This is a genomic window from Anaeromassilibacillus sp. D41t1_190614_C2, assembly GCF_015558525.1.
GTDB lineage: Bacteria > Bacillota > Clostridia > Oscillospirales > Acutalibacteraceae > Anaeromassilibacillus > Anaeromassilibacillus stercoravium.
This window is the reverse complement of record NZ_JADMOD010000015.1, coordinates 22,597-48,141: the sequence shown is the minus strand read 5'-3', so window position 1 is coordinate 48,141 and position 25,545 is coordinate 22,597. Positions and strand designations below refer to the sequence as shown.

Annotated in this window: 27 protein-coding genes, 1 other RNA gene and 1 pseudogene; 11 read left to right on the top strand and 18 right to left on the bottom strand. The window is 51.9% G+C overall.

Going from position 1 to position 25,545, the window contains the following annotated elements; translation table 11 throughout:
* Positions 1-14: 14 nt before the first annotated feature.
* The 4 genes and pseudogenes from I2G69_RS11520 to I2G69_RS11505 form a co-directional block, all read right to left on the bottom strand.
* The gene (locus tag I2G69_RS11520; RefSeq protein WP_191362611.1) at positions 15-1,184 is read right to left on the bottom strand and encodes a CDP-glycerol glycerophosphotransferase family protein; all 1,170 of its coding nucleotides are present in this window, start codon (positions 1,182-1,184) and stop codon (positions 15-17) included.
* 8 nt (positions 1,185-1,192) lie between these two features.
* The gene (locus I2G69_RS11515; RefSeq protein WP_191362610.1) at positions 1,193-1,963 is read right to left on the bottom strand and encodes a sugar transferase; all 771 of its coding nucleotides are present in this window, start codon (positions 1,961-1,963) and stop codon (positions 1,193-1,195) included.
* 208 nt (positions 1,964-2,171) lie between these two features.
* Positions 2,172-2,282 (bottom strand): annotated as a pseudogene (locus tag I2G69_RS11510) (manganese catalase family protein); the annotation flags it as partial.
* 16 nt (positions 2,283-2,298) lie between these two features.
* Positions 2,299-3,693, bottom strand: a complete 1,395-nt coding sequence (locus I2G69_RS11505; RefSeq protein WP_195560805.1) for a recombinase family protein — start codon at positions 3,691-3,693, stop codon at positions 2,299-2,301.
* Positions 3,694-3,789: 96 nt separating this feature from the next.
* Between I2G69_RS11505 and I2G69_RS11500 the strand changes: the two genes are divergently transcribed.
* The gene (locus tag I2G69_RS11500) at positions 3,790-4,023 is read left to right on the top strand and encodes a hypothetical protein (protein WP_191520995.1); all 234 of its coding nucleotides are present in this window, start codon (positions 3,790-3,792) and stop codon (positions 4,021-4,023) included.
* A gap of 23 nt (positions 4,024-4,046) precedes the next feature.
* Here I2G69_RS11500 and I2G69_RS11495 read toward each other — a convergent pair whose 3' ends face one another.
* From I2G69_RS11495 to I2G69_RS11465, 7 genes are all read right to left on the bottom strand, one after another.
* Positions 4,047-4,208 carry a hypothetical protein gene (locus tag I2G69_RS11495; RefSeq protein WP_172749557.1) on the bottom strand — a complete coding sequence of 54 codons (162 nt, stop codon included), beginning with the start codon at positions 4,206-4,208 and terminating at the stop codon, positions 4,047-4,049.
* Positions 4,209-4,223: 15 nt separating this feature from the next.
* Complete coding sequence (locus I2G69_RS11490) at positions 4,224-4,394, bottom strand: hypothetical protein (protein ID WP_172749558.1); 171 nt, start codon at positions 4,392-4,394, stop codon at positions 4,224-4,226.
* 32 nt (positions 4,395-4,426) lie between these two features.
* Positions 4,427-5,056: a superoxide dismutase gene (locus I2G69_RS11485; RefSeq protein ID WP_195560804.1), complete on the bottom strand. Its 630-nt coding sequence runs from the start codon at positions 5,054-5,056 to the stop codon at positions 4,427-4,429.
* A gap of 82 nt (positions 5,057-5,138) precedes the next feature.
* Positions 5,139-5,315, bottom strand: coding sequence for a hypothetical protein (locus I2G69_RS11480; RefSeq protein ID WP_172749560.1), 177 nt, complete (start codon positions 5,313-5,315; stop codon positions 5,139-5,141).
* Positions 5,316-5,320: 5 nt separating this feature from the next.
* The gene (locus tag I2G69_RS14565; protein WP_087230885.1) at positions 5,321-5,473 is read right to left on the bottom strand and encodes a manganese catalase family protein; all 153 of its coding nucleotides are present in this window, start codon (positions 5,471-5,473) and stop codon (positions 5,321-5,323) included.
* Positions 5,473-5,733 carry a spore coat protein CotJB gene (locus I2G69_RS11470; RefSeq protein WP_191362607.1) on the bottom strand — a complete coding sequence of 87 codons (261 nt, stop codon included), beginning with the start codon at positions 5,731-5,733 and terminating at the stop codon, positions 5,473-5,475. Before I2G69_RS11470 ends, I2G69_RS14565 begins: the two co-directional genes overlap by 1 nt.
* A complete protein-coding gene (locus I2G69_RS11465) occupies positions 5,730-5,927 on the bottom strand; it encodes a spore coat associated protein CotJA (protein WP_237966420.1) in 198 nt (65 codons plus the stop codon). Before I2G69_RS11465 ends, I2G69_RS11470 begins: the two co-directional genes overlap by 4 nt.
* 223 nt (positions 5,928-6,150) lie before the next feature.
* Here I2G69_RS11465 and I2G69_RS11460 point away from each other — a divergent pair, with 223 nt between their 5' ends.
* The 3 genes from I2G69_RS11460 (at position 6,151) to I2G69_RS11450 (ending at position 10,813) form a co-directional block, all read left to right on the top strand.
* Positions 6,151-7,200, top strand: coding sequence for a lysylphosphatidylglycerol synthase transmembrane domain-containing protein (locus I2G69_RS11460; RefSeq protein WP_191362606.1), 1,050 nt, complete (start codon positions 6,151-6,153; stop codon positions 7,198-7,200).
* 99 nt (positions 7,201-7,299) lie between these two features.
* Positions 7,300-8,406, top strand: coding sequence for an endolytic transglycosylase MltG (gene mltG, locus I2G69_RS11455; protein ID WP_191395720.1), 1,107 nt, complete (start codon positions 7,300-7,302; stop codon positions 8,404-8,406).
* 316 nt (positions 8,407-8,722) lie between these two features.
* Positions 8,723-10,813, top strand: a complete 2,091-nt coding sequence (locus I2G69_RS11450) for a glutamine synthetase III family protein (RefSeq protein ID WP_195560817.1) — start codon at positions 8,723-8,725, stop codon at positions 10,811-10,813.
* A gap of 143 nt (positions 10,814-10,956) precedes the next feature.
* On the opposite strand, the gene rnpB is transcribed toward I2G69_RS11450, so the two are convergent.
* Positions 10,957-11,302: RNase P RNA component class A (gene rnpB / locus I2G69_RS11445), an RNA gene on the bottom strand.
* A gap of 48 nt (positions 11,303-11,350) precedes the next feature.
* Positions 11,351-12,820, bottom strand: a complete 1,470-nt coding sequence (locus I2G69_RS11440) for a nicotinate phosphoribosyltransferase (RefSeq protein WP_237966421.1) — start codon at positions 12,818-12,820, stop codon at positions 11,351-11,353.
* 289 nt (positions 12,821-13,109) lie between these two features.
* On the opposite strand from I2G69_RS11440, the gene I2G69_RS11435 reads away from it, so the two are divergent.
* The 6 genes from I2G69_RS11435 to I2G69_RS11410 all read left to right on the top strand — a co-directional run bounded on the left by I2G69_RS11435 (position 13,110) and on the right by I2G69_RS11410 (position 18,548).
* Positions 13,110-13,439 (top strand): helix-turn-helix domain-containing protein, encoded by a 330-nt coding sequence (locus I2G69_RS11435; protein ID WP_242969625.1) that lies wholly within the window; start codon positions 13,110-13,112, stop codon positions 13,437-13,439.
* A 197-nt stretch (positions 13,440-13,636) separates the two neighbouring features.
* A complete protein-coding gene (gene ytvI, locus I2G69_RS11430; RefSeq protein WP_087230900.1) occupies positions 13,637-14,707 on the top strand; it encodes a sporulation integral membrane protein YtvI in 1,071 nt (356 codons plus the stop codon).
* A 69-nt stretch (positions 14,708-14,776) separates the two neighbouring features.
* A complete protein-coding gene (locus I2G69_RS11425; RefSeq protein ID WP_237966423.1) occupies positions 14,777-15,187 on the top strand; it encodes a GntR family transcriptional regulator in 411 nt (136 codons plus the stop codon).
* Positions 15,180-16,079 carry an ABC transporter ATP-binding protein gene (locus tag I2G69_RS11420; RefSeq protein WP_087230903.1) on the top strand — a complete coding sequence of 300 codons (900 nt, stop codon included), beginning with the start codon at positions 15,180-15,182 and terminating at the stop codon, positions 16,077-16,079. Before I2G69_RS11425 ends, I2G69_RS11420 begins: the two co-directional genes overlap by 8 nt.
* Positions 16,054-17,964 carry a hypothetical protein gene (locus I2G69_RS11415; RefSeq protein WP_140400320.1) on the top strand — a complete coding sequence of 637 codons (1,911 nt, stop codon included), beginning with the start codon at positions 16,054-16,056 and terminating at the stop codon, positions 17,962-17,964. The genes I2G69_RS11420 and I2G69_RS11415 overlap by 26 nt, the downstream gene beginning before the upstream one ends.
* A 197-nt stretch (positions 17,965-18,161) precedes the next feature.
* On the top strand, positions 18,162-18,548 hold the full coding sequence (locus I2G69_RS11410; RefSeq protein ID WP_087230908.1) for a hypothetical protein: 387 nt from the start codon (positions 18,162-18,164) through the stop codon (positions 18,546-18,548).
* A 184-nt stretch (positions 18,549-18,732) separates the two neighbouring features.
* Here I2G69_RS11410 and I2G69_RS11405 read toward each other — a convergent pair whose 3' ends face one another.
* The 4 genes from I2G69_RS11405 to I2G69_RS11390 form a co-directional block, all read right to left on the bottom strand.
* Positions 18,733-19,926: an FprA family A-type flavoprotein gene (locus I2G69_RS11405; protein ID WP_087230911.1), complete on the bottom strand. Its 1,194-nt coding sequence runs from the start codon at positions 19,924-19,926 to the stop codon at positions 18,733-18,735.
* Positions 19,927-20,119: 193 nt separating this feature from the next.
* Positions 20,120-20,281, bottom strand: coding sequence for a rubredoxin (gene rd / locus I2G69_RS11400; RefSeq protein WP_087230914.1), 162 nt, complete (start codon positions 20,279-20,281; stop codon positions 20,120-20,122).
* A 154-nt stretch (positions 20,282-20,435) separates the two neighbouring features.
* Positions 20,436-20,681, bottom strand: a complete 246-nt coding sequence (locus I2G69_RS11395; protein WP_087230917.1) for a hypothetical protein — start codon at positions 20,679-20,681, stop codon at positions 20,436-20,438.
* A gap of 297 nt (positions 20,682-20,978) precedes the next feature.
* A complete protein-coding gene (locus tag I2G69_RS11390; protein ID WP_243254957.1) occupies positions 20,979-21,641 on the bottom strand; it encodes a phosphatase PAP2 family protein in 663 nt (220 codons plus the stop codon).
* Between the two features lie 198 nt (positions 21,642-21,839).
* On the opposite strand from I2G69_RS11390, the gene I2G69_RS11385 reads away from it, so the two are divergent.
* A complete protein-coding gene (locus I2G69_RS11385; RefSeq protein WP_195560803.1) occupies positions 21,840-24,470 on the top strand; it encodes a calcium-translocating P-type ATPase, PMCA-type in 2,631 nt (876 codons plus the stop codon).
* 75 nt (positions 24,471-24,545) lie between these two features.
* On the opposite strand, the gene I2G69_RS11380 is transcribed toward I2G69_RS11385, so the two are convergent.
* Positions 24,546-25,544 carry an SDR family oxidoreductase gene (locus tag I2G69_RS11380; protein WP_087230922.1) on the bottom strand — a complete coding sequence of 333 codons (999 nt, stop codon included), beginning with the start codon at positions 25,542-25,544 and terminating at the stop codon, positions 24,546-24,548.
* Between the last annotated feature and the right edge of the window lies 1 nt (position 25,545).

The window sequence follows — 25,545 nt, the reverse complement described above, 5'->3', positions numbered from 1 at the left end:
TGTTGGAAAGATCTCTACAGAAGCGCACGGATGGCAGAAACGGTGCGGGAACAGTGGTCGGTGCGGCGGGGTGGAAAGAACCCTTTGGCGCGCGCTCGATAGAGGGCGGGAACCCGCATGTTGTCCGCCAAGCGCTCCTTGATAAATTGCAGGACTTCATCGGGATTTCGGCAGACCGGGCCGAAACCATTCTCCTCGAGATCGAAATAACCGCGCTGGTAATGGGTGGCGAAAAAATACGCCTCATCGAAGGCGTAATAAGCGAGTGGCTTTCCCAGGTAGGCAAAGTCGAAGAAGATGCTGGAATAATCCGTGATAAGGAGTTTGGATTCCAGCAGAAGCTGTTGGATGTTCTGTGTGTTGAAATGGTTGATTTTTATGCGGGGATGGACGCTGGAAAAGCAAGCGGCAAAACGCTGCATTTCCGGATGAAGCTGGACGAGCAGCGTATAGTGATACTGCTCCAGCAATTCAGCCATCTGTGGATGATGCAGGAGGGAATCGAAAAAATGGAAGTATGCGCTGGTTTGAAAGGCCTCCCGGCTGCAATCCCGCAGGGCAGCGCGCCAGGTGGGGAGGATGAGAATCTGCCGCTTCTCCGTGTGTTCCTGAAATAGATGGTCGTAGCGGCACAGGCCGATCGGCTGCACAACGCCCTGGGGATGCCCGTAGTGGTCTAAAATCGCTTGATATTCCCGCTCTGCGCTGCAAACAAACAGGTTCACGCGGATACGGGGATAGTACAGCGTTGGAATGTGGTTGAAAAGGATTCCGTGTTGAAGGAACACTTTGCGGCCGGGCACCAGCCTGTGGGAATCCAGCTTTGTAAACAGATACATATGGGGAGAATAGCCCATGATGTGGGTGCTGATTTTTACCTTTGCGCAGGCAAATGCCAGATAATGCGAAAAGCTGCCCGGCTCGATTGCCTTTCCCAACCGAATAATGTTTCCATAGTCCGGGCATTCACGGCCGATCAGATAGGCGGCATGGATCTCCGGATGCTTCTGCCGGACAAATTGAAAGAGAAAAAATGCGTTGTCCTGGGCGTCATATCCGCGCTCTGCGAAGAGCCAGAGATCCCTGTATGCGGGTGTATGACGGGCAAATATTCCAATGAGCAGCGCTAAGGCGTATCGGAAAAGCATCCCGGCATAGCGGATGTAGCGGCAGAATCGTTTCATAGGGTCCCTCATTTCGCGATGGGAGGGTTGGGGAGTTTCGGCGAAGAATGCGCCGGTTTCTCCAATGCCCTTTGGAGCGGCTTCCCTTCAAAAAGGACTTTGACCGTCAAAAACATCAATTTGATGTCCTGCCACAGGGAAAAATGCTTGATATACCAAAGGTCGTAAGCTGTTTTTTCGGAAATCTCGGTGTAGTAGTGGCCGTACACCTGCGCCGTACCGGTAAGCCCAGCCCGCACGAGAAAGCGCTGTTCGTATTGAGCCACCTCCGCCTTGTACTTTTCCACAAACATGGGGCGTTCGGGCCGCGGGCCGACAAGGGACATGTCCCCTTTTAAAACATTGAGCAGTTGTGGGAGCTCGTCCAAATGTGTGTTTCGCAGAACCTTCCCAACCCTGGTAATGCGGGGATCGTCCGCGCTTGCGAGGACGCCGCCTGTAATGGCTTCCGCATGGTGGATCATTGTGCGGAATTTGTAGATGCGGAATACCTTTTCATTCCGCGTGACCCGTTCTTGGCTATAGAAAGCCGGTCCCGGAGAATCGAGACGGACAATGATGCTGCACAGGAATAGAAGTGGAGCGCAAAGAATCAGCCCCGCGGTTGAACATAGGATATCCACCAGGCGCTTCAGAACAGCGGATACAAGGGATGGACAAAAAGAACCGGATTGGATCGGGTTCGAATGTTCGGCAGTCCCATGCAAGGCGCTGTGGTTGCGGGATGTATGCTGTATTTGTGGCTGTAAAATGCCAGCCTTCTTTGCAGGGAAATACACCCAATCACCTTCTATTCCAGGTTTCGTGAAATTGCGATAAAATTTAATGGGGAGGAAAACAGCCTCCTTTCCTAAATTTTACCAATGTAGCAACAAGAAGGGAGAAAAAAGTCGGAATCTTTCACATAACCTTTTGGATAAGTTATTTTATCGATGGAAGAAGAGATATCCGCAATATTTTTGGATGCGCAAAGCGCCATTGTGACCCTTCTGTACCTATATCGGTCAATATGGCTTTCAGCTCCGGATAGGGCATGCTGTATCTCTGGCTCAAATAGCGCAGAGAGGCGCCCAGCTCGCCATGCGGCCCACCGCATCGCGGTTGGAGATGGTTTTTACTCTATTCGATAGTGGACCGTCAAGTGGTTTTGTTCTGCATCGTATACAATGCGGTCGAATATGGCGTGCAGCAGACGGTTTTTGGCTTCGTTCGGGAGTTGGCCATCCCGCAGCAATGCACGCATGTTGACTGCGAATGGAGCTTCCCGTAAAGGCTGACAGCGGTGCGCTTCCGCAGAAAGAGTGGTGAGGTGCGCCTGTAACCGCGCCTTTTCGCGTTGGTATTCCTCTAGGGACTCGGCTCCAGCTTCATAGGCGTCCCGGAGACGCTCCAACTTTTTCCGTTCCTGTTCAAGTTGCAATTGAAATGGATTTGAAGAATCCGCGCGGGGGCAGGGGTTCCTTTCGAAAGTATGTGGGGGGAGGTCGGCTTCCAGGATGCATAAGATCCATTCTTCCATTTTCCGCATGGAAATGTAGTGGGAAACAGAACAAAGCCCGTGGGCATAGGCGCTGCATTGCAGGGCATCGCGGGAGGTTTTGACCAACGGTGCGCCGCAGGTGGAGCAAAATACAAGGCCACGCAGGGGATAAGCTGTTTGAGGAGCACGCTTGTTCCGCCTGCATCCTTTTTGGTTCAATTGCCGCTGGGATTCCTCCCATAGAGAGGGATCCACTAGGGCTTGGTGCATCCCATCCGAGAGGACTGGCCCGGCGGGGGGCGATTGCTTTGTCCCCGGATGGAGGTTCCAGCGGATTTTCCCCAGATAGATGGGGTTGTGCAAGAGATAGGCGACTGCGCGCGTTTCCCAGCGTTGCCCGCGTGCGGTGGGAATCCCCATGGCGTTGAGCCGGCGGGCGATTTCGTTGCACGGAACCCCCTGCGCGCATAGGCGGAACATCCACTGAACAATGGGGGCGGTAGTGGGATCGGGTATGTATTGTTTTTCCTGCATCCGATAGCCGAAAGGGGGTGGGGTGACCGGTTCCCCGCGGCTCACCTTTTCCAGCATGCCGCGCTTGACCTCTTCTGCCAGATTGATGCTGTAATATTCGTCCATCGCTTCGATCACCGCTTCCAGCAGCAGGGAGAGCTTGTCGTCGCCCAGCTGTTCGGTCACGGAAACGACGTCGATGCCCAGCTGCTTGCGCAGCATGGTTTTGTAGACAATGCTATCCCGGCGGCTGCGCGCAAAACGGCTGAATTTCCAGAGGATGATGCAATCGAAGGGCTTAGGTTTCTGCTTGGCAATTCCGATCATCCGCATAAAGGCGGGGCGCTTTTTGGCTTCCTTTCCGCTGATTCCCTCCTCTTCCCGGAAAATATACGCTTCCGGCAAGAGAAAATCGTGCTTTTGGGCATAATCCCGGATAACTTTGAGTTGGCTGTCCGGGCTGTATTCCAGTTGGCCGTCCGTGGATACGCGGATGTAAGCTGCTGCGGTTCTCATGGCGATTCCTCCTACCACATGTGTAGAGAGCGGACAGGCTCATTATGCGGAATAGGACGAACCACCGCGTGAATATAAAAAACAGGGGGATTGCTCATGCATGTTCGCGATGAATTTACCGTGGATGTTTATTTTGGAGAAGAGCGGCGCAACTCTTACCGGTTCCGCAGGGAGAAAGCGCCGAAGGGGAGGGAACAGTTTGTAGAGACCGGGCGGAAAGCCTGGATGGAGATGGAGCGTCAGCCGGCTGAGAACGAGATCCTGTTCCGGGCGCTGGAAAGGGTTCTATCCGGCCTATCCATCAAAGAAGGGGAAGCGCCGCAGGATTGAATGCGGCAGCTCCCCCTTTTTGTTTATCCGTTCTGTAGGAGTTCTACATACTGTTGCAAGTCGTCCACCGAGCGGATCTCTTCGGAACGCAGGCTGATGGCATCCTGCATATCGGGCGGCAACGACAGAAAATATTGTAAAACGTCCGGCGCCTCCTCGAAGAGATCGTCTAAGCTGTTTGCCATATTTCGCCTCCTTTGTCATTCCTCTTCTTGGCAGTGCATGGCGAATTCATGCAGGTCGTCAAAACTCAAGATATGATCCGCCTTGTACCCCAAAGCCTGCTTCACATCGTAGGGCAGAAGCGAGTAATACTGATTGGCTTCGTAGTCCTTGGAAAGAAGCTGATACAAATCGGTATATTCCTCCAACGAACCAGCGCCTCCTTTCCGCGTTTGCGCGCTCAACATCGGCTGCATTGCGCGAACTGCTCTTCCACCTGTTTCCAATTGATCAGGGAAAACCAACGGTCCACGTATTCCGGACGGCGGTTTTGGTATTGCAAATAATAGGCGTGCTCCCAGACGTCGACAGGCAGAAGGGGGCACATGTGCAGGGTCAGCGGCGTATCCTGGTTGGCGGTTTTCAGGACGTGCAGCCGCCCTTGCCCATCCATTGCAAGCCATGCCCAACCGGACCCAAACTGGGTGACAGCGGCAGTTTTCATCTTTTCTTTCCAGGCGTCATAGGAGCCAAAATAGCAGTCGATCGCTTCTGCCAATTTCCCGGAAGGGTGGGTGTTTTTTTCCGGCCCCATACTGCGGAAATACAGCTGATGATTGTACACGCCGCCTGCGTTGTTTCGTACGGCAACCCGAATCGCTTCTGGCAGGGCGTCGCCCTGTTTTAACAGCTTTTCGAGGCTCCAGCTGTGGTAGGCCGGGTAGTCGGCCAACGCCTTGTTCAGGTTATCGACATAAGCTTGCAGGTGCTTGTCATGGTGGAAATGCAGGGTTTCCGCGTCGATTTCCGGCTCCAACGCGCGGTAGTCGTATGGCAAAGGCTCTGTTGAAAAGGGATACTGTTGACTCATAGAGCGGTCATCCTCTCGTTATAGCTATTTTTGCAATCATATGTTGCAAAAGACCGTCTCATGCGAAATCGCCTTTTCGAGCTCAGTCGTCGCCGCGCGTATACTTGTCCACTGCATCGCAGAGGCTTTCAAACGAATTTACGCCTCCTGCGCGGTCTCGCAGGCACTCCTGCACATACTCCGGCAGGGTGTCGAAATACTGGCGGGCTTCCCCGTCGCTTTCCAGTAAGCTATATAGATCCGGGTATTTGTTTTGCATTTCATTCACCTCCGGGGATAGTTTTCCCCAAAAGCGGCAATCATGCATCGCAAAAAGCGATTTGGTCCACCGTATTGTGTGATGATGATTTTTGCAAGTGCAGGATTGGGATTTTTGATTTTAACGGGATATTGCAGTCGCTTCTCATAGACCCACATTATTCATCATCCTCCATTCCTGTTTCCCATGGCCAGGGTCCGGTGATCCAAGCCCAGCGGCTGGTATTGGAGCTGGTTTCGTGCAGAGGGCCATAGGTAGCTTCGTATTGTTTTGTGAGTTCATCCGCTTTTTTGCGGGCCTCCTCCAATTTCCGGGCGGCGTCGCAGTTGTTTGGATGGGAGTCCAGGAACAGGTGCAGTTCCCACATGGAGAATCGCAGCGAAGAAATTTTGCGCATCAACATTTCTTGTTCGTTCATCTGGGTTCTCCCCTCCTTCCATAGAACGGCTTATTCAGTTCTGGGAAAATGGTGCCGTTGTCAAAACCCTGTTCGGGGGTATAGATGTTGCTGAACTGTTGATATGGGACGTAAGCCATGGCTGGCACGGTTACCGCAGGCAGTGGCGTTGGCTGTGCGAGATCACACATCTGTTCATTCATATCATTCGCCATAGTAACTCTCCTTTCGCATCAAGATATCGCATCCCGCGTAAGAAGGCGTGGGAGTGTGGAGCTTATCCATGTGCATACTATGCAGGGAGACGGGAGCGGGTGCTCTTCCACTGGACACTTTTCACTTGTATATTTTTGAAAACTGTTATAGAATAAGAGGGACTTGCCCTAGGGGGCATAAACGGCGCCCGGTTGTAGGCGTTTCAAAATGGAGGACGATCCCATGGGGGACAAAATTGTAAGAGTCTTGAAAAAAAATCTGGTGGCGATCATCACCATCGTGATTTCGATGGGGGTTCTGCTCTATTTCCTATTTACAACGGACGGTATTACCGCACTGGGACATCTTGTTTCCAGCATGCGCTGGGAATGGCTGCTGATTACGCTGGGAGCGATGGTTGGCGGCTGGCTGTTGGAAACCTATGTGTTGGGGGTCTTTTGTAAACATTTATACCCTAAGTGGAAATTTTCACAGTCGTTCCACATTGCGATGACCGGCCTGCTCTATAGTGCCTTGACGCCTTTTGCTACAGGCGGGCAGCCGATGCAGATGTACTCCATGAGTAAGATGGGGATGGATACAGGAAAAGCCGGCTCCATTGTCGCAATGAAAACGTTGGTATATCAAGCGCTTATGGTGGTCTATGCCATGGTGATGGTGATTTTCCGTCTGGGATATTTTCAAAGGAAAATCAGCAATTTTTCTTTTGTCACGGTGATCGGCCTGGTGACAAACGGCGTCTTTATCCTTGGCGTCACGCTGTTTATGTTGAGCGAAAAATCGACCGACCGCTTCCTGCGGTTTTTATTGCGGAATCTGTACCGGTTCCGTTTGTGCCGCCATCCCGTCGCCGTATATAAGAAGATCCACGGGCAGATGAAGATGTTCCATGACAGTGCAAAAATCATGGGGACATCTGTCAAAGTCTATGTGAAAACGATCTTTTTTACAATCGTCCAAATCACATTGGCGGGTTTGATCCCTTATTTTATCTATCGATGCTTTAATTTGCCTCTGAACCCAGATGCAACGGTATTCACAATGTTAGCAGCGCAGACCTTTGTAACCATGGTGTCTGCTTTTGTCCCATTGCCGGGTTCCTCTGGCGGAGCGGAAGGAAGCTTTTACCTGTTTTTCGGGCCCTTTTTCGGTGCAACGATCATTCCAGCCATCCTTCTGTGGCGCTTAGTGACCTATTATGCAAATATTCTGTTCGGCTGCCTAACAAATGTGGTAGGACGGGCATTGGGTATTGAGGGCAAAAAAACGTAAAATTCACAATTTGTTTCCAGGCGAAGGCTTGCAGGAACTTGTACGGGTGATTATACTGAAAAGAGGAAGCAATTGGACGATGGTAAAGGGAGTGTTTGAATGAATGTTCTAAAAAGGTTTGCCAAGCGCTGCGTGGCGCTGGCCTTATGTGCATGTTGCTTGGGCGGGGCTGTCGTAGCAAACGTGCCAGTGACGGCACAGGCGGCGGTGTCCGTTTCCGCGTCCACCCCTGTGATCCGTTTGGATACAGCCAGCTGCGAACTGAATACAACCGCACAGAAGTATTATCTGGCGGTGACGGTCACGCCGGACCGTGGCACGCCTCCGGACGCGGTATCCTCCAATCCGGACGTCGCGGTTGGAAAGTATGTGAAGAAAGCCGGCGGCCGGTATCTGTATGAAATCAGCGGTTTGAAGGATGGTTTGGCGACCATCTATCTGCGCTATGCCAATGTGGAAAATATGATGTCCGTGAAAGTAGGGGATGAGACCGGCACCATCGACGTGCGGATCCCAGAGGGTTCTACCCTGCGGGAAACCGCACAGGCGTTGGAACGCGCGGGCGTGTGTAGCATGAAGGACGTCTTTGATGCGGCAAACAGCAATGCGTTTGACAGCTATTCGTTTATTGCATCCATCCCGAACGCGGACAGCCGGTATTATAAGTTGGAAGGATATCTCTATCCGGATACATACAACTTCTGGAAGGGACAGAATGTCCAGAGTGTCCTGAAGACGATGTTGAACAATTATCAAACAAAGACGGCCAATATCAATTGGCAGAATGCGGCCGGCCTCACAAAGGAGCAGGTGATGACCCTGGCTTCTATTGTGCAGCGCGAAAGCACCGCAACGGACCGCGCCAACGTTGCCTCTGTGTTTGTCAACCGTTTGAAATCCGGCAATACGGTCAATGTCTATCGCTTGCAGGCGGATTCTACAATGTATTATCCATACCGGGCGCAGGGCAATGTACCCAGTCAGTTGCCGGGGTTCCAGAGCACCTATAATACCTATAACATCACGGGCTTGCCGGCTGGACCAATTTGCAGCCCAAGCGTTGAATCCATCCAGGCAGCTTTGAACCCAGCTAGCACCAATTATTATTACTTCTGCCATTCTGCGGCGGGAAATTCCTATTTTGCAGAAACACTGGAGCAGCACAATGCCAATCTGGTGGCGGCAGGGCTCCGCAGCGCTACATAAATCGAAGAAATCCAATGTTTATCAACTGCCCTGAAGATTGCGTTTCTTCAGGGCAGTTTTCGCTGGGGGAATACTGGCACAAATCAAAAAGTACTGTTGGAACGGAAGCCAAAAGCTCCCGCAAATTTTGCCAGTAGCAGTTGACATTTGGCGAAGGTTAGGCTATAATGAAAAAGCTATAGCGAAGGCGCTGTGGGGATCGCCCTGCGGCGCTTTTTGTTGTTATACAGAGGGCGCGCCTGTGATTCCTTGCATGTCCATTTGCAGGCGCTGGTAGAATCGCTTGAAATAAAATAGGGAGTGACTTTTGATGAGCATTCGGAAGATCCCGGAAATTTTTGGCAGCATGGTGTTCAATGAGAGCGTTATGAAGGAGAGGTTGCCGAAGGATACGTATAAGGCCCTGAAACGGACCCGGGAACAGGGGGAACCCCTTGACCCGCAGGTAGCAAACATTGTCGCCAACGCGATGAAAGAATGGGCTGTTGAAAAGGGCGTGACCCATTTTACGCACTGGTTCCAGCCGATGACCGGAATCACTGCGGAAAAGCACGACAGTTTCATCTATCCGGTGGAAAACGGCAAAGTCATCATGGAATTTTCGGGCAAAGAGCTCATCAAGGGAGAGCCGGATGCTTCCAGTTTTCCCTCCGGCGGCCTGCGTGCAACCTTTGAGGCACGCGGCTATACGGCGTGGGACCCAACCTCTGATGCATTTATCAAGGACGGCACGCTCTGCATCCCGACCGCTTTCTGCTCGTATGGGGGCGAGGCGCTGGATAAAAAGACACCACTTTTGCGCTCCATGGATGCACTGAATAAGCAGGTGATGCGCATTCTACATCTGTTTGGGACACCGGCCAATCGCGTCAATACCACGGTCGGGCCGGAACAGGAGTATTTCCTGATCGATGAGGCGATGTATAAAAAGCGCAAGGATCTGGTCTATACCGGCCGTACCCTGTTTGGCGCAAAGCCGCCGAAGGGCCAGGAACTGGAGGATCACTACTTCGGTGTGATCAAGCCCCGCGTGTCCGCCTATATGAAGGATCTGGATGAAGAATTGTGGAAGCTGGGCATTTTGGCGAAGACTAAACATAATGAGGCGGCGCCGGCCCAGCACGAATTGGCGCCGATCTTTACCACGGGAAACGTCGCCACGGACGGCAACCAGCTGACCATGGAAATTATGAAGAAGGTCGCCTCCAAGCACGGGCTGTACTGCCTGCTGCACGAAAAGCCGTTTGCAGGCGTCAATGGAAGCGGCAAACACAACAACTGGAGCATCTGCACGGATACGGGCATCAACTTATTGGAGCCGGGAGAATCCCCGGAAGAAAACGCCCAGTTCTTGTTGTTCCTGACGGCGATCTTGGAAGCGGTTGACAAACACCAGGACTTGCTGCGCTTGTCCGTTGCGAGCGCGGGCAACGACCACCGCCTCGGTTCCAGCGAAGCACCTCCGGCGATTATCTCTGTGTTTCTGGGGGACGAACTGACTGGAATCTTGGAGTCCATTGAGAACAAAAGCGAATACGATCAAAAGGGTGCGGCAGAGATGAACATCGGCGTCGATGTACTGCCGAAGTTTCCGAAGGATGCGACGGACCGCAACCGGACGTCCCCGTTCGCTTTTACGGGCAATAAATTTGAATTCCGTATGTTGGGCTCCACGGTTTCGATTGCGTGCCCCAATATGATTTTAAACACGATTGTGGCGGACGCCTTGTGCCGTTATGCCGACCGGTTGGAAAAGGCGGAGGATTTTAACAAGGAATTAAATCACATTATCCGCCATTCGTACCGTGATCACAAGCGCATCGTGTTTAATGGGAACAACTATGCGCCGGAGTGGGTGGAGGAGGCCAAACGGCGCGGCCTCTTGAATTTGGAATCGGCAGCGGATGCATTGCCCTATTATAAGCATCCCGAGAATATTGAACTATTTGAAAAATACGGGGTGCTTTCTGGGACGGAGATTGTTTCGCGCTGTGAGATCCAATTGGAGAACTACTGCAAACAGATCCATATCGAGGCGCTCACCATGGTGGATATGATTAAAAAGGATATTCTCCCGGCCGCCTGCGCGTATATGAAAGATATCAGCAAAGAAGCGATCAATAAGAAGCAGCTTTGTGCGGACATTTCCTGCGAGCTAGAGGAAACCCTGCTCAAGAAACTCTCCCAATTGACCGCAGACCTCTATAAAGAGATGGAGGCGCTGGAAGCAGCGGTTGCCGGGGCAGAGGATATGCAGGATGTCGAACAGTGCGCAAAATATTACCGTAACCCGGTGCTGATGCAGATGGAAAAGACGCGTGCCATTGCGGATGAGATCGAATGCAACGTTGGAGAGAAATATTGGCCGTATCCCACCTATGGAGATCTGTTGTTCAGCGTCCGGTAAGCCAGAAAAATTAAAAATCGAACTGCGTTCGCATACGAATCTGTAAAATGGTTTTCATAAGTTGCAAACAAAAATCCCCGCTGTCAAAAAGACAGCGGGGATTTTTTATGCTAGGAGACATTTTTTGCCTCCACAAATTTTAAAGTGCGACCAGGCCTGTAAGCCGAGTTCTGTCGTGAACAGCCATCTATCTTGGCTGGGCGTTGCCGCGCCAGCTCGATGCCACCTCCACAGGACGCGCCGGGCCGGCGCATATGTCCCTCCACGGTGTTGCTCCGAATAGGGTTTGCAGAGCCGCGCAGTCTCCTGCGCGCTGGTGAGCTCTTACCTCGCCTTTCCACCCTTGCCGCAAAAGCGGCGGTATATCTCTGTTGCACTTTCCCTAGGGTCGCCCCCGGCGGCCGTTAGCCGTTATTCTTGCCCTTTGGAGCTCGGACTTTCCTCGGGTGGACCCTTTCGGGTATCACCCGCAGCTGTTCAGCCTGCTCGCAGGCATTATTCTAGCTGATTTTCCCTCAGATGTCAACCAGAAATCCGTCAGCGCTGGCTTAACGCAGTGTTCTCTTCAATCATGCGGTTTTTAATGTCCCAGAGCGCCGGAGATAGGTCAACATAATATTGATGCGGGTTTTCAAAGCGGGTGACTTCCTCCCAGAGGGTGTCCACCTGTTCGGCACAGTAACGTTTGATCTCTTCCAGCGTGCGCTCCTCGGCGATGCACTGGCCGTGTTCGAAGATCTTTTTGCGCAGCTTCACGGCGCGGAAATTGGTGACCATTTTGCGCTTCCAGATGTGCTCCGGGTCAAAAATTTCGTACGGCTGGGAATCGTCGATGACTTCGTCGTGTAGCGTTACGACGTCGGCAATCGCCTTGCCAGTGTCGCGGTCAAACAAACGCCACAGCCCTTTGAAGCACGGCGTGGTGATCTTTGCAACGTTTTCGCTGATCTTGATCTTGGGGATAATGTTGCCATTGGCGTCCTCGACGCCGGCCAGCTTATAAACGCCGCCGAAAACCGGTTCGGAACCGGAGGTGATCAGGCGCTCGCCGACGCCGAAACTGTCAACTTTCGCACCTTGCATCAGCATGTCGCGTATAATGTATTCATCAAGGGAATTGGAGGCGCAGATTTTGCAATCGGGGAACCCCGCCTCGTCCAGCATTTTACGGGCTTTACGGGACAGATACGTGATGTCGCCGCTGTCGATCCGGATGCCGGCGGGACGGTAACCACGCGGGAGCAGCTCTTCCTGAAACACCTTGATGGCGTTTGGCACGCCGGATTTCAGGACATTGAAGGTATCCACCAACAGGGTACAATTGGAGGGGTATTCGCGGGCATATGCGCGGAAGGCGTCCAATTCGCTGTCAAACAGCTGGACCCAGCTGTGGGCCATGGTGCCCAGGGCAGGGACGCCGAAATCCGGGGCGCAAATGGTGCAGGCGGTGCCGCAGCAACCCCCAATGTAAGCGGCCCGCGCACCGTAGATGGCGCCGTCGGCTCCCTGTGCGCGGCGGGACCCGAACTCCATGACGGCGCGGCCTTGTGCGGCGCGGACAATCCGGTTTGCTTTCGTGGCGATCATACTCTGATGGTTGATGGTGAGCAACAGCATGGTTTCGATCAGCTGTGCCTGGATCACCGGGCCGCGCACGGTGACAATCGGCTCGCCGGGGAAAATAGGGGTGCCTTCCGGGATCGCCCAAACGTCGCAGGCGAACTGGAAATTCCGCAGGTACTCCAAGAATTCCTTCTGGAACATGTGCGTGGATTCCAGATAGGCGATGTCGTCGTCCGTAAACTCCAGGTCTTTAATATAGTCAATCAACTGTTGTACGCCGGCCATGATAGCAAAGCCGCCATCGTCTGGGATATGTCGGAAAAACATGTCAAAATATACAACGGTGTCCCGGTAGCCATTGGAAAAATAGCCATTGGACATGGTGATTTCATAGAAATCGGTCAGCATTGTGAGATTTCGCGAGGGCTTTTTCTGATTTGTCATGGTAACATCTCCACAAATAAAGTCCCGGGCTGGTTTGCCTTTCGCAAGGGCGTTTTGTCCCGGTTGGTAAAACAGCACGCACGGATGTGATTCCGGCGTTTAACGGATAGGATTATTATAGCAAGGTTCGAGCAAAAGCACAAATATGTTTTTCTTCTCTTGTTGGCCAGAAATTGGAAGCAAAAAATATGCCGAAGAAGCTAAAAATATGTAATATTTTTGTTGCGTTTTCTACAAATAGATACTATAATAGAAATATCGAGTGGATTTGTGTGGGTTTAGTTGTTCAATGAATCGCTTTATCCAAAATTCACATCGTTTTGTTGGTGATATTGGTAAAAAATTCATGCATGTAGGGAGTGAATGTAAGGTGAGATTACGCAAGCAAGCATTGGGGACCCGCAATCTTGTTGGGGCGCGTGTCGAAATGGCCCGGAAAAGCCAGGGGATGAAGCAGAAAGAGCTGTTGGCTCAGCTTCAGGTGAACGGAGTCGATATGAACGCGTCCGGATTGTCCAAGCTGGAAGGGCAGATCCGTTATGTAACGGATTATGAGCTTTCAGCCCTAGCGAACATCCTAAATGTATCTGTGGATTGGCTGCTGGGAAGAGAAAAATAAGAATGAAAACAACGAGCGTCCCGCGAAAGGAAAGCTCATGGCGCGCCGTTCCTCCCGTGGAGGAAAACGGCCGGATGAGTAGGGCTGTACCCAACTACGGCACTTTCCGCTCGCGGGGCGCTCTTTTTGCGCCTATTTGCGCGTAATAGAAATACATCCTTCCCCCATATATTTGAAGAGGAAATGGGGGGACTTCCATGTTAGATCGGAATTTTCTAGCAAAAGGAAGAGCATATGCCGTCTTTTTTCTGGTATATACAGGGCTTTTCTGGCTGTTTACGGCCACGTTGCGATATACCTTTCCCTTCCTGGCAGGATTCGCTTTAGCTTGGTTCTTACAACCAGTTGTCCGCTTCCTGAAACAGAAGTTGCCCCTCTCCGAAGGATGTGCCGCCGCAGTGACCACAGCGGCTTTGTATGTGCTGCTGATCGGCGCGCTGTTCCTATTGGGCATGTGGCTGGTGGGAGAAATCAGCAATTTGCTCCGCACCATCCGGGATGTGGACCTTGGCCGTCTGACAGAGCCTTTGAACCGCCTTTTCCTACAGGTGGGGGAGTTCCTCAACCATATTGATCAGGATTTTATCCAGGAGAATCAGCGGCAATTGCTCAACCTTGCACAGGCCGCGGCCTCTGTGCTCACCAGTGCTTTGACGGCAGCATTGGGCTTTTTGACCTCGCTTCCAGCGGTGCTTGCGATGTTCTTGGTAATGGTGGTGTCCACCTATTTTTTTTCAAAAGACATGGAAAAAATTCGGAAGCGTTTGTCCAACCTGCTCTCTGCGCGGGGAAAGGGAATTCTCCGCGAGGCATCCCGACATGGGGCGCACATTGGCGGCCAGTATTTGACCTCTTACCTGTTGTTGTATTGTCTCACGTTTTTGGAGACGTTATGCATCTTCTTTGCCGCTGGGGCGCCTTATCCATTAGTGCTCAGCATTGTTGCAGGATTTGCGGACTTATTGCCAGTATTGGGGCCGGGAGCGGTCTATTTACCGTTGGCACTCCTGTTTTTTGCACAGGGAAGCCCGCTGAAGGGGATTTTTTTGGTGGCGGGCTGGCTGGTTGTGAGTGGGGTGCGGCAAATTGTGGAGCCGAAACTCCTGGCAGCTTCCACACAGATTCATCCTTTGGCTATGTTGGCAACGCTGTATTTTGCTTTGGCGGCCAATAGCTTCCTGCTGCTTGTATATTTGGTGTGCCTGCTGTTGGTCATGCAGGCGCTGCGCAAAGCCAAGCTCCTTCCAACCTGGTTCCCATGTGATTGACAGGGGAATGTTTGTATGTTATAGTTATACTGTATTAATACACATAATACAGAAAGGACGGTGAACGATGTGCTGTTTTCGCTGGACTATCGGAGCCGGCTCCCGATTTATGAGCAGCTGTATCAAAACATAACGCGGATGGCCGCGCTCGGCGCACTTGCAAAAAATGAGCAAATCCCCTCTGTACGTGCGCTGGCCCAGGAGCTGGGGGTAAATCCCAACACGGTGCAGAAGGCCTACCAGCTTTTGGAACGCGATGGGATCATCTATTCCGTCCCGGGAAAGGGATCGTTTATTGCAGAAGCCGCCAATGCGCTTTCCCAGCAAAGGGAACAGGCCGTTGAAAAGCTGCGGGATGCGGCGGGGCGGGCCTTGGACTGCGGCCTTTCCCTGGAAGAAGCACAAAACTGTGTAAAAGAGGTTTATGAGGGCGGACGTCCTGCTGTGAATCAACAAGAGGGGAGTGACGGACATGATTGAAGCCAATCAATTGACGAAGCGCTTTGGCATACTCACTGCGCTCGATCAGATTTCGTTCCAGATCCAATCCGGCTCCATTTTTGGGCTGGTAGGAAGCAACGGCGCTGGAAAATCGACTTTTCTGCGGACGTTGGCCGGAATCTATCAGCCGGATGGGGGTAGCGTTACGCTGGACGGGGAGGCCCCGTTTGAAAACCCTGGGGTGAAGTCCCGGATTTTCTTCATCCCGGACTATCCGTATTTTTTCCCGCAGGCATCTCTGGACAGCATGGCGGCATTTTATAGCCGTTTGTACCCCACCTGGAGCCGGGAGCGCTATGAAGCCTGCTGTGCGATGTTCCCGCTGGACCGGAAGATGCGGATTGGCAATATGTCGAAGGGCATGCAGCGCCAGGCGGCGCTGATCTGTGCAATTGCGGCGCAGCCAGAGTTGCTATTAATGGATGAAATCTTCGATGGCCTAGACCCGGTGATGCGCCAGCTTTTGAAGCGGATTGTCGGCAGCGAAGTGGCCGACCGCGGGATGACCGTGGTGATTGCCTCGCACAACCTGCGGGAGTTGGAGGATTTCTGCGACCATGTGGGGCTGTTCCACAAGGGAGGTGTACTCTTTGAGCGCGAGCTGGATGAACTGAAACTGGGAATCAATAAGGTGCAGGCCGTCTTCCAGCCACTTCCAGGCCCAGAGGCCTTCCAGGGGCTTGACATCCTAAAGACCGAGGTGCGCGGTTCCCTGGTGAGCTTTGTCGCACGCGGGACGAAGGAAGACATTCTGGAGCAGATCAACGCCCTGCATCCCGTGTTTGCGGAAGTGTTGCCGCTTACATTGGAAGAGGTATTTATCAGTGAAATGGAGGTGGCAGGCTATGATATTGAAAACATCCTCAACTAGTTGGAAGCGCGAGTTGCGCGAGACATATCTCTGGTCGTTAAAGCGCAACCGGGGAATGATGGCTCTATTCGCAGCATTGCTGTTTCTAGCTTTTCCGGTCTTGTTATTATTTGGCTTGGCCAACGCAAACATCCGCATGGATCCGATGACACTCGAGGTATATGGGGTTTCCGCACAATATGCGAGCGTGTTTGGGGACATGACGGGATTTGCAATGACCCTGAGCGTTCCCACATTATGCGCCCTGTTTACCCTTCTGTTCGCTGTCCAGCTGTTCCGCTATATGCACATGAAGCGGAGCGTAGACCTGTTCCATTCGCTTCCAGTTCGCCGGTCGGCGATGCTTCTGGGGCGCATCCTTGCCGGGTTGACCGCGCTGTATATCCCTTTGGCGCTCAATGTGGGAATTGCGTCTTTGATCGCCCTATGCTTTAACATAGAAAATAAGGGAGGGCAGATCGGCGATCTGTTCGTGCAGATGCTCGGCCTGATGCTGGTTCTGGCGGCTGCCTTTTTGTTCTGTGTGTTGATGGCCGTCTGTACGGGCACCACGCTCGATATGGTCCTTTCCGTGATTGGCGTCAATATCGCATACCCTATCCTGGTTTATTCCTCCGTGTATTTGGTCAGCTGCCTGCTTCCGGGGTTCAACATGACGGTGAATCTGGACAATACGCTGTTGGTGGCCTTGGCCCCCTTCGTCGGTATTTTCCTCCACGCATCGGATGCTCCAACTTTTTTTGTTTGGTGGGCCATTTTGGCCGTCTTTTTGCTCCTCTCAAGCGTCTATTTATATAGAAGGCGGAAAAGCGAGTCTGCGGAGAATACCTTTGCATTCCAGATACCCAAGGGCTTGATCCGTTTCCTGATTACAGCGGTAGGTGGTTTCGGGCTGGGTTTTATCCTGTTTTGGTACAATTCCAGCACGGCCAACTTCCTGATCGGACTGCTGTTGGGTTCCCTTGCAGCGCATGTCGTGGTGGAGGCGATCTATTCCCGTGGGTTCTCCCGTATGAAACGGAGCTTTGCAGGGTATGCTGTATTTTTGGGAGCGTTCATTGTCTTTTATGGCGTGGTGGCCACCGGCGCGTTTGGATATGTCGACCGTATTCCTGCCATAGAGGACATTGAAAGCGTTTCCTTTGAAGACAATACGTACTATCAGGAATTCGGTTCCGACCATTTCGACATACAGGGAGAGCAATATGAAAATCTTGCTTCTGTGAAGCCTGAGATCTGTCAGGCGGAAAATGTGGAAAAAGTTTTAGAGTTCCACCGGTCTGTGGTCGAATTCCAAAAGCAGGCGGGGTTCCCGTTCCGCATGAGCCAGGGCGGCGGGATACAGTATCAAATCGTATACCACTTGAAGGATGGGAGCACTTTCCAAAGGGAGTACCAGTGGAGCCCATTCGATACGCCAAATGCCGAAGAGAATTCGCAGCGTCTGCAACAGCTCAGTTCGGACATTGTGAATTCGGAGGAGTATAAGACGAGTGGAAACCTGTTGTTCTATCTGGAACCGGGTGATATCAGCCAAATTGAGATCGAAAACTATGATGAGCAATCCGACATGGCCGCAAAGACATATCGTTTGAACGACGCACAGAAGCAGGCGCTCCTCGAAGCTTTGCGCCAGGACACCTTGGATCTCGATATTACGAACCGCGAGGATTTCAGCGGGCGGGTAGCCTGCCTATATCTACGATGCGGAGATGAGAACGGGCTGTTCCAACCGGCGGAAGGCAGCAAGCTTAAGAATTTGGTGGGGGATTATACGGGAAAAATCCAGGTGTCTATCAGCCCGTATACCCTTACGGAGAACCAAAAAGATCTTGCGGTGGTACAGCTCCTGGAGGAACAAGGTTGGACCGCAGAAGAAAGCTGACAGGAATTTGTAAGAATTTTTTCTGGTTTTTTGAAAGAAAAGCTCTGTATCATGTGTATTACAGATAGAGGCTTCTAAGTTACTTAGGATTCTACTTTTGCGGGATCAGAACTTGGCGGTTTTGGTGGAGCCCGTGAAAACAAATGATTAATGGAAGGGAGGAACGCCCCGGGCATGAGCAGCGGGGACGGCGACAGATGAAAAAATGGATGGCGATGGCTTTTATAACGCTGTTTTGTGTTGCGGTACTGTGTGGATGTGGAGAACAGGAACCCTCCGCAGTGGTGTATCGCGGCGGAGCAGCAGCCCCTCTGACGACGTTGACCGCGGAAGCCCCTTTGAATATGCTCGATCAAATGCTCGGGTCGGCTCAACCGGCGAAAGAACCCCCATTCCTACCCGCAAATTCCGATTATGAAGTGCGCCTCCAGCCCCAAGAAAATGGAGAGACACAGAATATTCAGATTTGGCTACAGCAAAATCAGGTATATTTGCGTAATGGAAGCGGGGAACTGATGGTGTCCACAAAAGTGGATGCCCCGGCGATCAACAATCTTTTTGAGAGCGGGCAGGCAAATGTGTAAACGGCTGTGCATCGCGATCAGTAAAGGAGGCGGGAAAGGAATATTCCGGTTATGAATCAAACAGAAAGCGGCGCCGATGTCGAAAAGGACATGGACGCCGCTCTGTTCATTTTAATTAAGAAACGGGCGAATGCAGCCGTGCATTTGCCCGTTTCTCCATGTATACAGATTTATAAAGTACGGATTACTTCAGATTGGAAACGACTTCTTTTGCATATGCGCGCATCGCGTCGAAGTCCTCTTCGGTGGGCATAAAGCAAACCCGCAAGCCATCGCCAATAAACTTGAATTTGAGGTGTTCCATGCGGGACTTGATCATCGGAACCGCTTCGCCGCTCCAGCCATAGGAACCAAATGCGCCGACGGGCTTTTGTTTGGTATTGATGGCGTCCACAGAGGCCAGAACGTCCCAAACCACCTTCGGAGCATCGCGGTTGATGGTGCAGGAACCGACCAGCAAGGCGTCCGCTTCATTGGCCAGTGCGGCTGCCTCCGACAAAGGCGTGAACACAACGTTCATCAGGCGGACATCCAGATCGGGGTTCTTTTTGAGTTCATCATAAGCAGCCTGTGCCAGCTTGGTGGTGCAGCCGTATGCCGAAGCGTGGAGAATTCCAACAACCTTCTTTCCAGACGGCGCAGCGGGCGTGCTCCACTCGCGGTAGAGGCCCTGGATGCGGGAGATGCCTTCCACCAGGCAGGGACCGTGGCTGGGGCAGACCATTTCGACCGGCAGATCCTTGATCTTGTCCAGGCCGGCGAGCACATAGGGCTTAAACGGCCCAAAAATGCAGGCATAGTAGTAGTTCACTTCGCCGAGATACTGCTCCGGATAGTGGATATTGCTGTCCAGCATGGTGGGCTCGCAGAAATGTGCGCCGAGGAAGTCGCAGGTGAACAGAACCTTTTGCTGCGGCATCCAAGTGAACATGGAATCCGGCCAATGCAGCAGCGGCGCAACAATGAATTCCAGCTCTTGGCCACCGATGTCCAGTTTATCTCCGTGTTTGGCTACAATGCAGGGGAAGTCGTGGTTTGCGATCGCGCGCAGGTATTTCTGAGCAGCGGTCGTGCAGACAACCGTGATATTCGGGTTCTTTTCCAAAAGCTTTGCCACAGAACCAGAGTGATCCGGCTCGGTGTGGTTCATGATCAGATAGTCAATTTTCGAGATGTCTACAACACTCTGGATGTTGTCCAGATATTCGTCAAAGAAATTAGCTTCAACGGTCTCCACCAGGACGTTCTTCTCGCCTGTGATCAGATACGCGTTGTAGCTTGTGCCATAGCGCGCTTCCATTACAATGTCAAACACACGCAGCGACGGATTTAAAACACCAACAGAATAAAGATTTTCTTTCAACTTAATTGCGCTCATTGTTACCATTCCTTTCCAGATGAAACATAGAGAAGCCCACCCACACGGTCGCTAGAACAGGGAGTGGAAGCTTCGTCCCGCCGGAAGGAGAAAACACTCCTTCCAACGCAGTCCAAAGCTTCTTTTGTCCCTTTCGCCACACTTATGGGCAGGCAAAATGCATCGCTCTTTGGTTCGCTTCCTCCAGCTACCGTTAGTCCTGGGGTTCAAACATATCCTTTCCCACACCACAGAGGGGGCATACCCAATCCTCCGGGATATCCTCAAAAGCAGTGCCGGGTTGGATGCCGCTGTCCGGATCGCCAACAGCGGGGTCATATACATAACCACATGCAGTGCAAACATATTTTTTCATTTTGCAAGACTCCTTACTATAAATAAATTTTGCTTTGATCATTTTATTATCGTTCGCTTTGTACCCGCTTTTATGCAGGTGTACCCCTCATCCGTCAAAAAATGGGCTTTTTTGGAAGGGATCATCTACAGTATAATCAAACCCCACAGGAAAGTCAATAGGAATGATTATCAAATTTGAAATCTTCCAAGTAATCCTTTAAGTTGCAGGGAAATGCCATCCCTTCGTATAACAGTTTGACGCACTTTTCAGCGAAGCGTAAATCTGAAGAGATAAAGCCGCAAGCTCTTTCAAACTTACATGAAGTGATCTCGATGCAATATCCATCTTCTGCATTTCCCAAGAGATCATAATGCAAACTGGTATTGGGCAGATCGATGTCTCCAATATGCTTCGTCAATGTTTCACATCCTCCTTTTTTCTAAAAAATTTATCAGTGATATAAATTCACCAAAGTTACTGTTATTATGATAGAGTAAAAGAGAAAATAAAGCAATAGGAGAAAAATGAAATATTCAACAAAACAATTGTTTACGCAATATCTTTGCAGATTTGCTATATAGGATGATATATCTTGTGTCGAATGGAAGAGGAAAAGGTAGAATTTACGTTTAAAAGGAAACGGTTTTGCAAAAAAAAGACCGCATATTGTATATATTTTTCATAAATATAAAAACAATCTGTATAAACAAGTCTACTAAAAGTATTTTTTCGAATATTTATGCTGCCAAGCCTGGCTTCCTTTGTAAAGCAATACCGAACATAAAATTCCAAGTATTGCGCCGAAGATCACATCGGTCGGGTAGTGGACGAACAGAAAAATACGGCTGAAAGCAATCAGAAAAGCCAATACAAGAGCCGCAATTCCAGCCTTTTTGTGGTAAAAACACAGCATGGTTGCCACAGCAAAGGAGGAAGAAGAATGGTTGGATGGGCAGGAATAGCCGCTTGGCGGAGGGATCAGCAAAAGGACGTTGGGGTTGTCCACAAAGGGACGGGGACGCGCGATGATGGGCTTCAAAATGAATTCCCCTAGAAGAAAGGTGGCTGCCAATGTTAACAGCAGCATCCCACCACAGCGGCGGTATTTTTTGGTCAGAAGTAGGGCGGCAATTAGGCATAGCCAAACCAGCCCATGGTTTCCTAGCATTGTAACAATGGGAAAAAAGACGTCGGTAAAAGCGGTGTGCAGGTTTTGCTGCACAAAATTCATGATGGCATAATCCAACCCCTCGCCCCCTTTTAAGGATTTCTTTTGTTCTGAAATAGGGACACGATCAATAGCCCCTGTGTAATGCTTTCTTTTGAAAGGATTAGAAAAGGCAGCAGGCAAATAAGGAACTCTAGAAATTTCAACCATAAAAAGGAAAACGTGCCAACCGCTGCGTTTTAAAAATCCTATATAGGCATTATAGCATACCCTATTTGGGATGCAACAGCGAATTTATGGGGGAATTGCCCGGATCGGAGGATAATAGTTTGCATACCCCCCGCATAGAATGAAAAGAAAGGCAATGAAACGTTACGCGCCGCCCGGCGGCGATAGGAGGGAGAACGGTTGGAGTGGCAATGCTTAACAAGGGTAGAATGTGAAAAACGGCTGGGAACCAGCGCGCAAAACGGGCTTCCTACCCGGGAGGCCAGAAACCGGTTAAAGGAATTTGGGAAAAACGAATTGGAACCACCGAAAAGAAAAAGCCTTTTGCGGCGGTTCTTGGCGCAATTTTCGGATTTTATGGTGATTGTCCTGCTGGTTGCAGCGGGAATATCGTTTGTGACCTCGTATTTGCAGAAAGATCAAGATTATATCGATGCCATTATTATATTAGCAATTGTTGTCATCAATGCGATTACCGGCCTGGTTCAGGAAAGCCGTGCAGAAAAGGCAATTGAGGCGCTGAAAAAGATGAGCAGCCCACACGCCCGCGTGATACGGGATGGAATCGAACGGAACCTGGCTGCCGCGGAGATCGTCCCCGGCGATCTTGTTCTATTAAAGGCAGGGGATTTGGTCCCGGCCGATCTGCGGTTGACAGAAGCGCATGATTTGAAGGCGGAGGAAAGTGCTTTAACCGGGGAGAGCCTTCCGGTGGAAAAACATGCGGGACGGACGTATCCCCCTGACACGCCGCTGGGGGACCGGCGGAATCTGCTGTATGCCAATAGTTCCATTACCTCGGGCCACGGGAAGGGCCTGGTGACGGCAACAGCCATGCAAACCGAGGTTGGGCGCATTGCGCATATGATTTCGGACCAGGAAGCGCCCCAGACGCCGCTTCAGCGCAAGCTGGAACAGACGGGAAGATGGCTGGGGATTGGCGCTTTAATCATCTGTGCGGTGATCTTCCTGATGGGGCTGTTCCAGCATATCAAGCCGTTGGAGATGTTTTTGATCTCCATCAGTTTGGCAGTTGCGGCAATTCCGGAGGGCCTTCCGGCGGTTGTGACCATTGTATTGGCCATCGGTGTCCGGCGGATGGCGGCAAAGCGCGGGATTGTGCGCCGGATGCCGGCGGTTGAGACGCTGGGAAGCGCCAGCGTCATCTGCTCTGACAAGACGGGGACCTTGACGCAAAACCGGATGACGGTGGTGGAACTGGCAACCGCCTCCGGTAAGCTGCGTATGGATTCGGCCGAGGGCCAAAACCTTTTGAAATTGGCCGTGCTGTGCAATAACTGTACCGTCTCCGGCGGCGCTGTACACGGCGACCCCACTGAGGCCGCACTGGTGCATGCCACTCCTGTTTCAAAAACGGAACTGGATGCGCTGTATCCGCGGGTTTTGGAGATCCCCTTTTCCTCCGAGCGCAAGATGATGACCACTGTACATAAAATTGGGAATGGGAAATACCGGGTGGTCTCCAAAGGGGCGCCGGATATCCTGATGGCCCATTGTACCAGCCGGTCAGCCGCGGCGCAGAACGAAGCGATGGCGCGCCGGGCGCTGCGCGTGTTGGGCGTTGCGTATAAAGATCTTCCGTCGCTGCCAACCGATCGTGCCAGCTTGGAAAAGGACCTGATCTTTTGTGGGTTGATCGGGATGATGGACCCACCGCGCCCCGAAGCGAAGGAGGCGGTGGCGCTCTGCCGGAAAGCCGGGATCCGTCCCATTATGATCACAGGGGACCACGCTGCCACAGCAGCGGCTATCGCAAAGGAGCTCGGTATTTTAACGCCGGGGACTTCGGTAATGACCGGGGAGGAGCTCAACCGGATTCCCCAGCAGGAACTGACGCGGGATATTTACCAGTATGCGGTTTTTGCACGTGTATCGCCAGAACACAAGGTGCGCATTGTGCAGGCATTCCAGGCCCGCGGCGAAGTGGTCGCCATGACCGGCGATGGCGTCAATGATGCGCCGGCTTTAAAGACCGCGGACATCGGATGCGCGATGGGGCAGTCCGGAACCGATGTGGCGAAAGCTGCGGCGGATATGATCCTGGCGGATGACAATTTCGCCACCATTGTTTCGGCTGTGCGCGAAGGGCGCGGCATCTTTGAAAACATCAAGAAGACAGTCCATTTTTTACTTTCCTGCAATATCGGGGAGATCTTGACCGTGTTTGTCAGCTTCCTGCTGCATTTGCCGACGCCGTTGCTTGCCATCCAATTGCTTTGGGTGAATTTGGTGACGGATTCATTGCCTGCTCTGGCTTTGGGCGTGGAACCGATCGACCGGGATATTATGGAGCGCAAGCCAGTAAAGCCCACGCAGAGCATCTTTGCCGGAGGGATGGGGTACAATATCCTCGTAGAGGGATGTCTCATCGGCGCGATGTCCCTCTTGGCTTACAGCATCGGGCGGATCTTTTTCGATATCGACCCTGCGTCCCCGGTCATTGGGCGTACGATGGCATTCGCCGTGCTCAGCTTTTCCCAAGTGGTACACACGTTTAATATGCGGTCGTCACAGTCCGTTTTTCGAGCGGGGATTTTCCGCAACAAAAAGTTGGTTTTGGCGGCAGTCGTGTGTGTTGTTTTGCAGCTGAGCGTCATCGTCATTCCGCCATTGGCCCAGATTTTCAAGACGGTTGCCCTGGTACCCCAGCAATGGCTGATTGTCACAGCGCTGGCCTTTGTCCCACTGGTTGTTGTGGAACTGGAGAAGGCGGTTGGGCGTGCAGCGGAGAAGAGAAATGAACGCCGCAGAAAGGCCAAAGGGCATTCTGCACCGTCGATCCATATATAAACAGCACACAATGGCATGGATGATAGGGCAAATAGAACGGGCGGCCTAACCATACGTTAGGCCGCCCTGATCTTTTTAAAAGCTCCGTACACAAGAGGAATATGCCTTAATGACGCGGTCGCACCAAGCGTCGAATTCTGGGTCTGCCTTTTGGCATTCCGGATGGGAGCGCACATATTCCACCGTGCGCCTTACGCCTTCATCAAAACGCACCGTGGCGAAAAAGCCCGGCACAAGCCGTTTGATTTTGGAATTGTCAAAGATCACCGAGTTTGCTTTATCCCCCAAGAGCGTCCCTAAAAGCTCCGGACGAAGCGCAGACAGCAGGTCGGACGAGATATGCTGCAAAATAGGCTCAACGCCGAGCGCACGCCCGATCGCTGCAAATGCTGCATTCCATGTGAGCGTCTCATCGCTGGTGATATGGACCGCTTCCCCAATCGCATGAGGATTCCCCATCAGGCCATAAAACCCTCTGGCGAAATCCGTATTGTGGGTAAACGTCCACAGGGAAAGCCCGTCGCCATGCACAATGACCGGCTTCCCCTCCAGCATCCGGGCAAGCACCTGCCAGCTCCCTTGCGCGCCATGGATGGCGACAGGAACGCTGCAGTCCCCATAAGTATGGCTGGGGCGGACAATGGTGACGGGGAAGGCGGTGGAACGATAGGCTGCCATCAGCAAAGTTTCACAGGCGATTTTGTCGCGCGCATACTGCCAATAAGGGTTGTACAGCGGGGTACTCTCTGTAATAACCGGGTGTGCCAGCGGCTTTTGATAGGTGGAGGCGGAGCTGATAAAGATGTATTGGCCGGTCCGCTCTTGAAAGAGGCGGATATCGCGTTCCACCTGTTCTGGACGGAATGCAACAAAATCCACGACGACGTCGAAGGAACGGCCCTTCAAAACGGAAAAAGCGCGGTCTTCATCGTTTACGTCACAAATCAGGCGTTCAGCGCCTTCCGGGCCATTTCCGCTGCGTGTGAGAAGCGTGAGTTCTACGCCCTTCTCGATGGCCAGGGAGGAGATGGCGCTGCTGATGGTTCCTGTCCCGCCGATAAAAAGTGCTTTCATG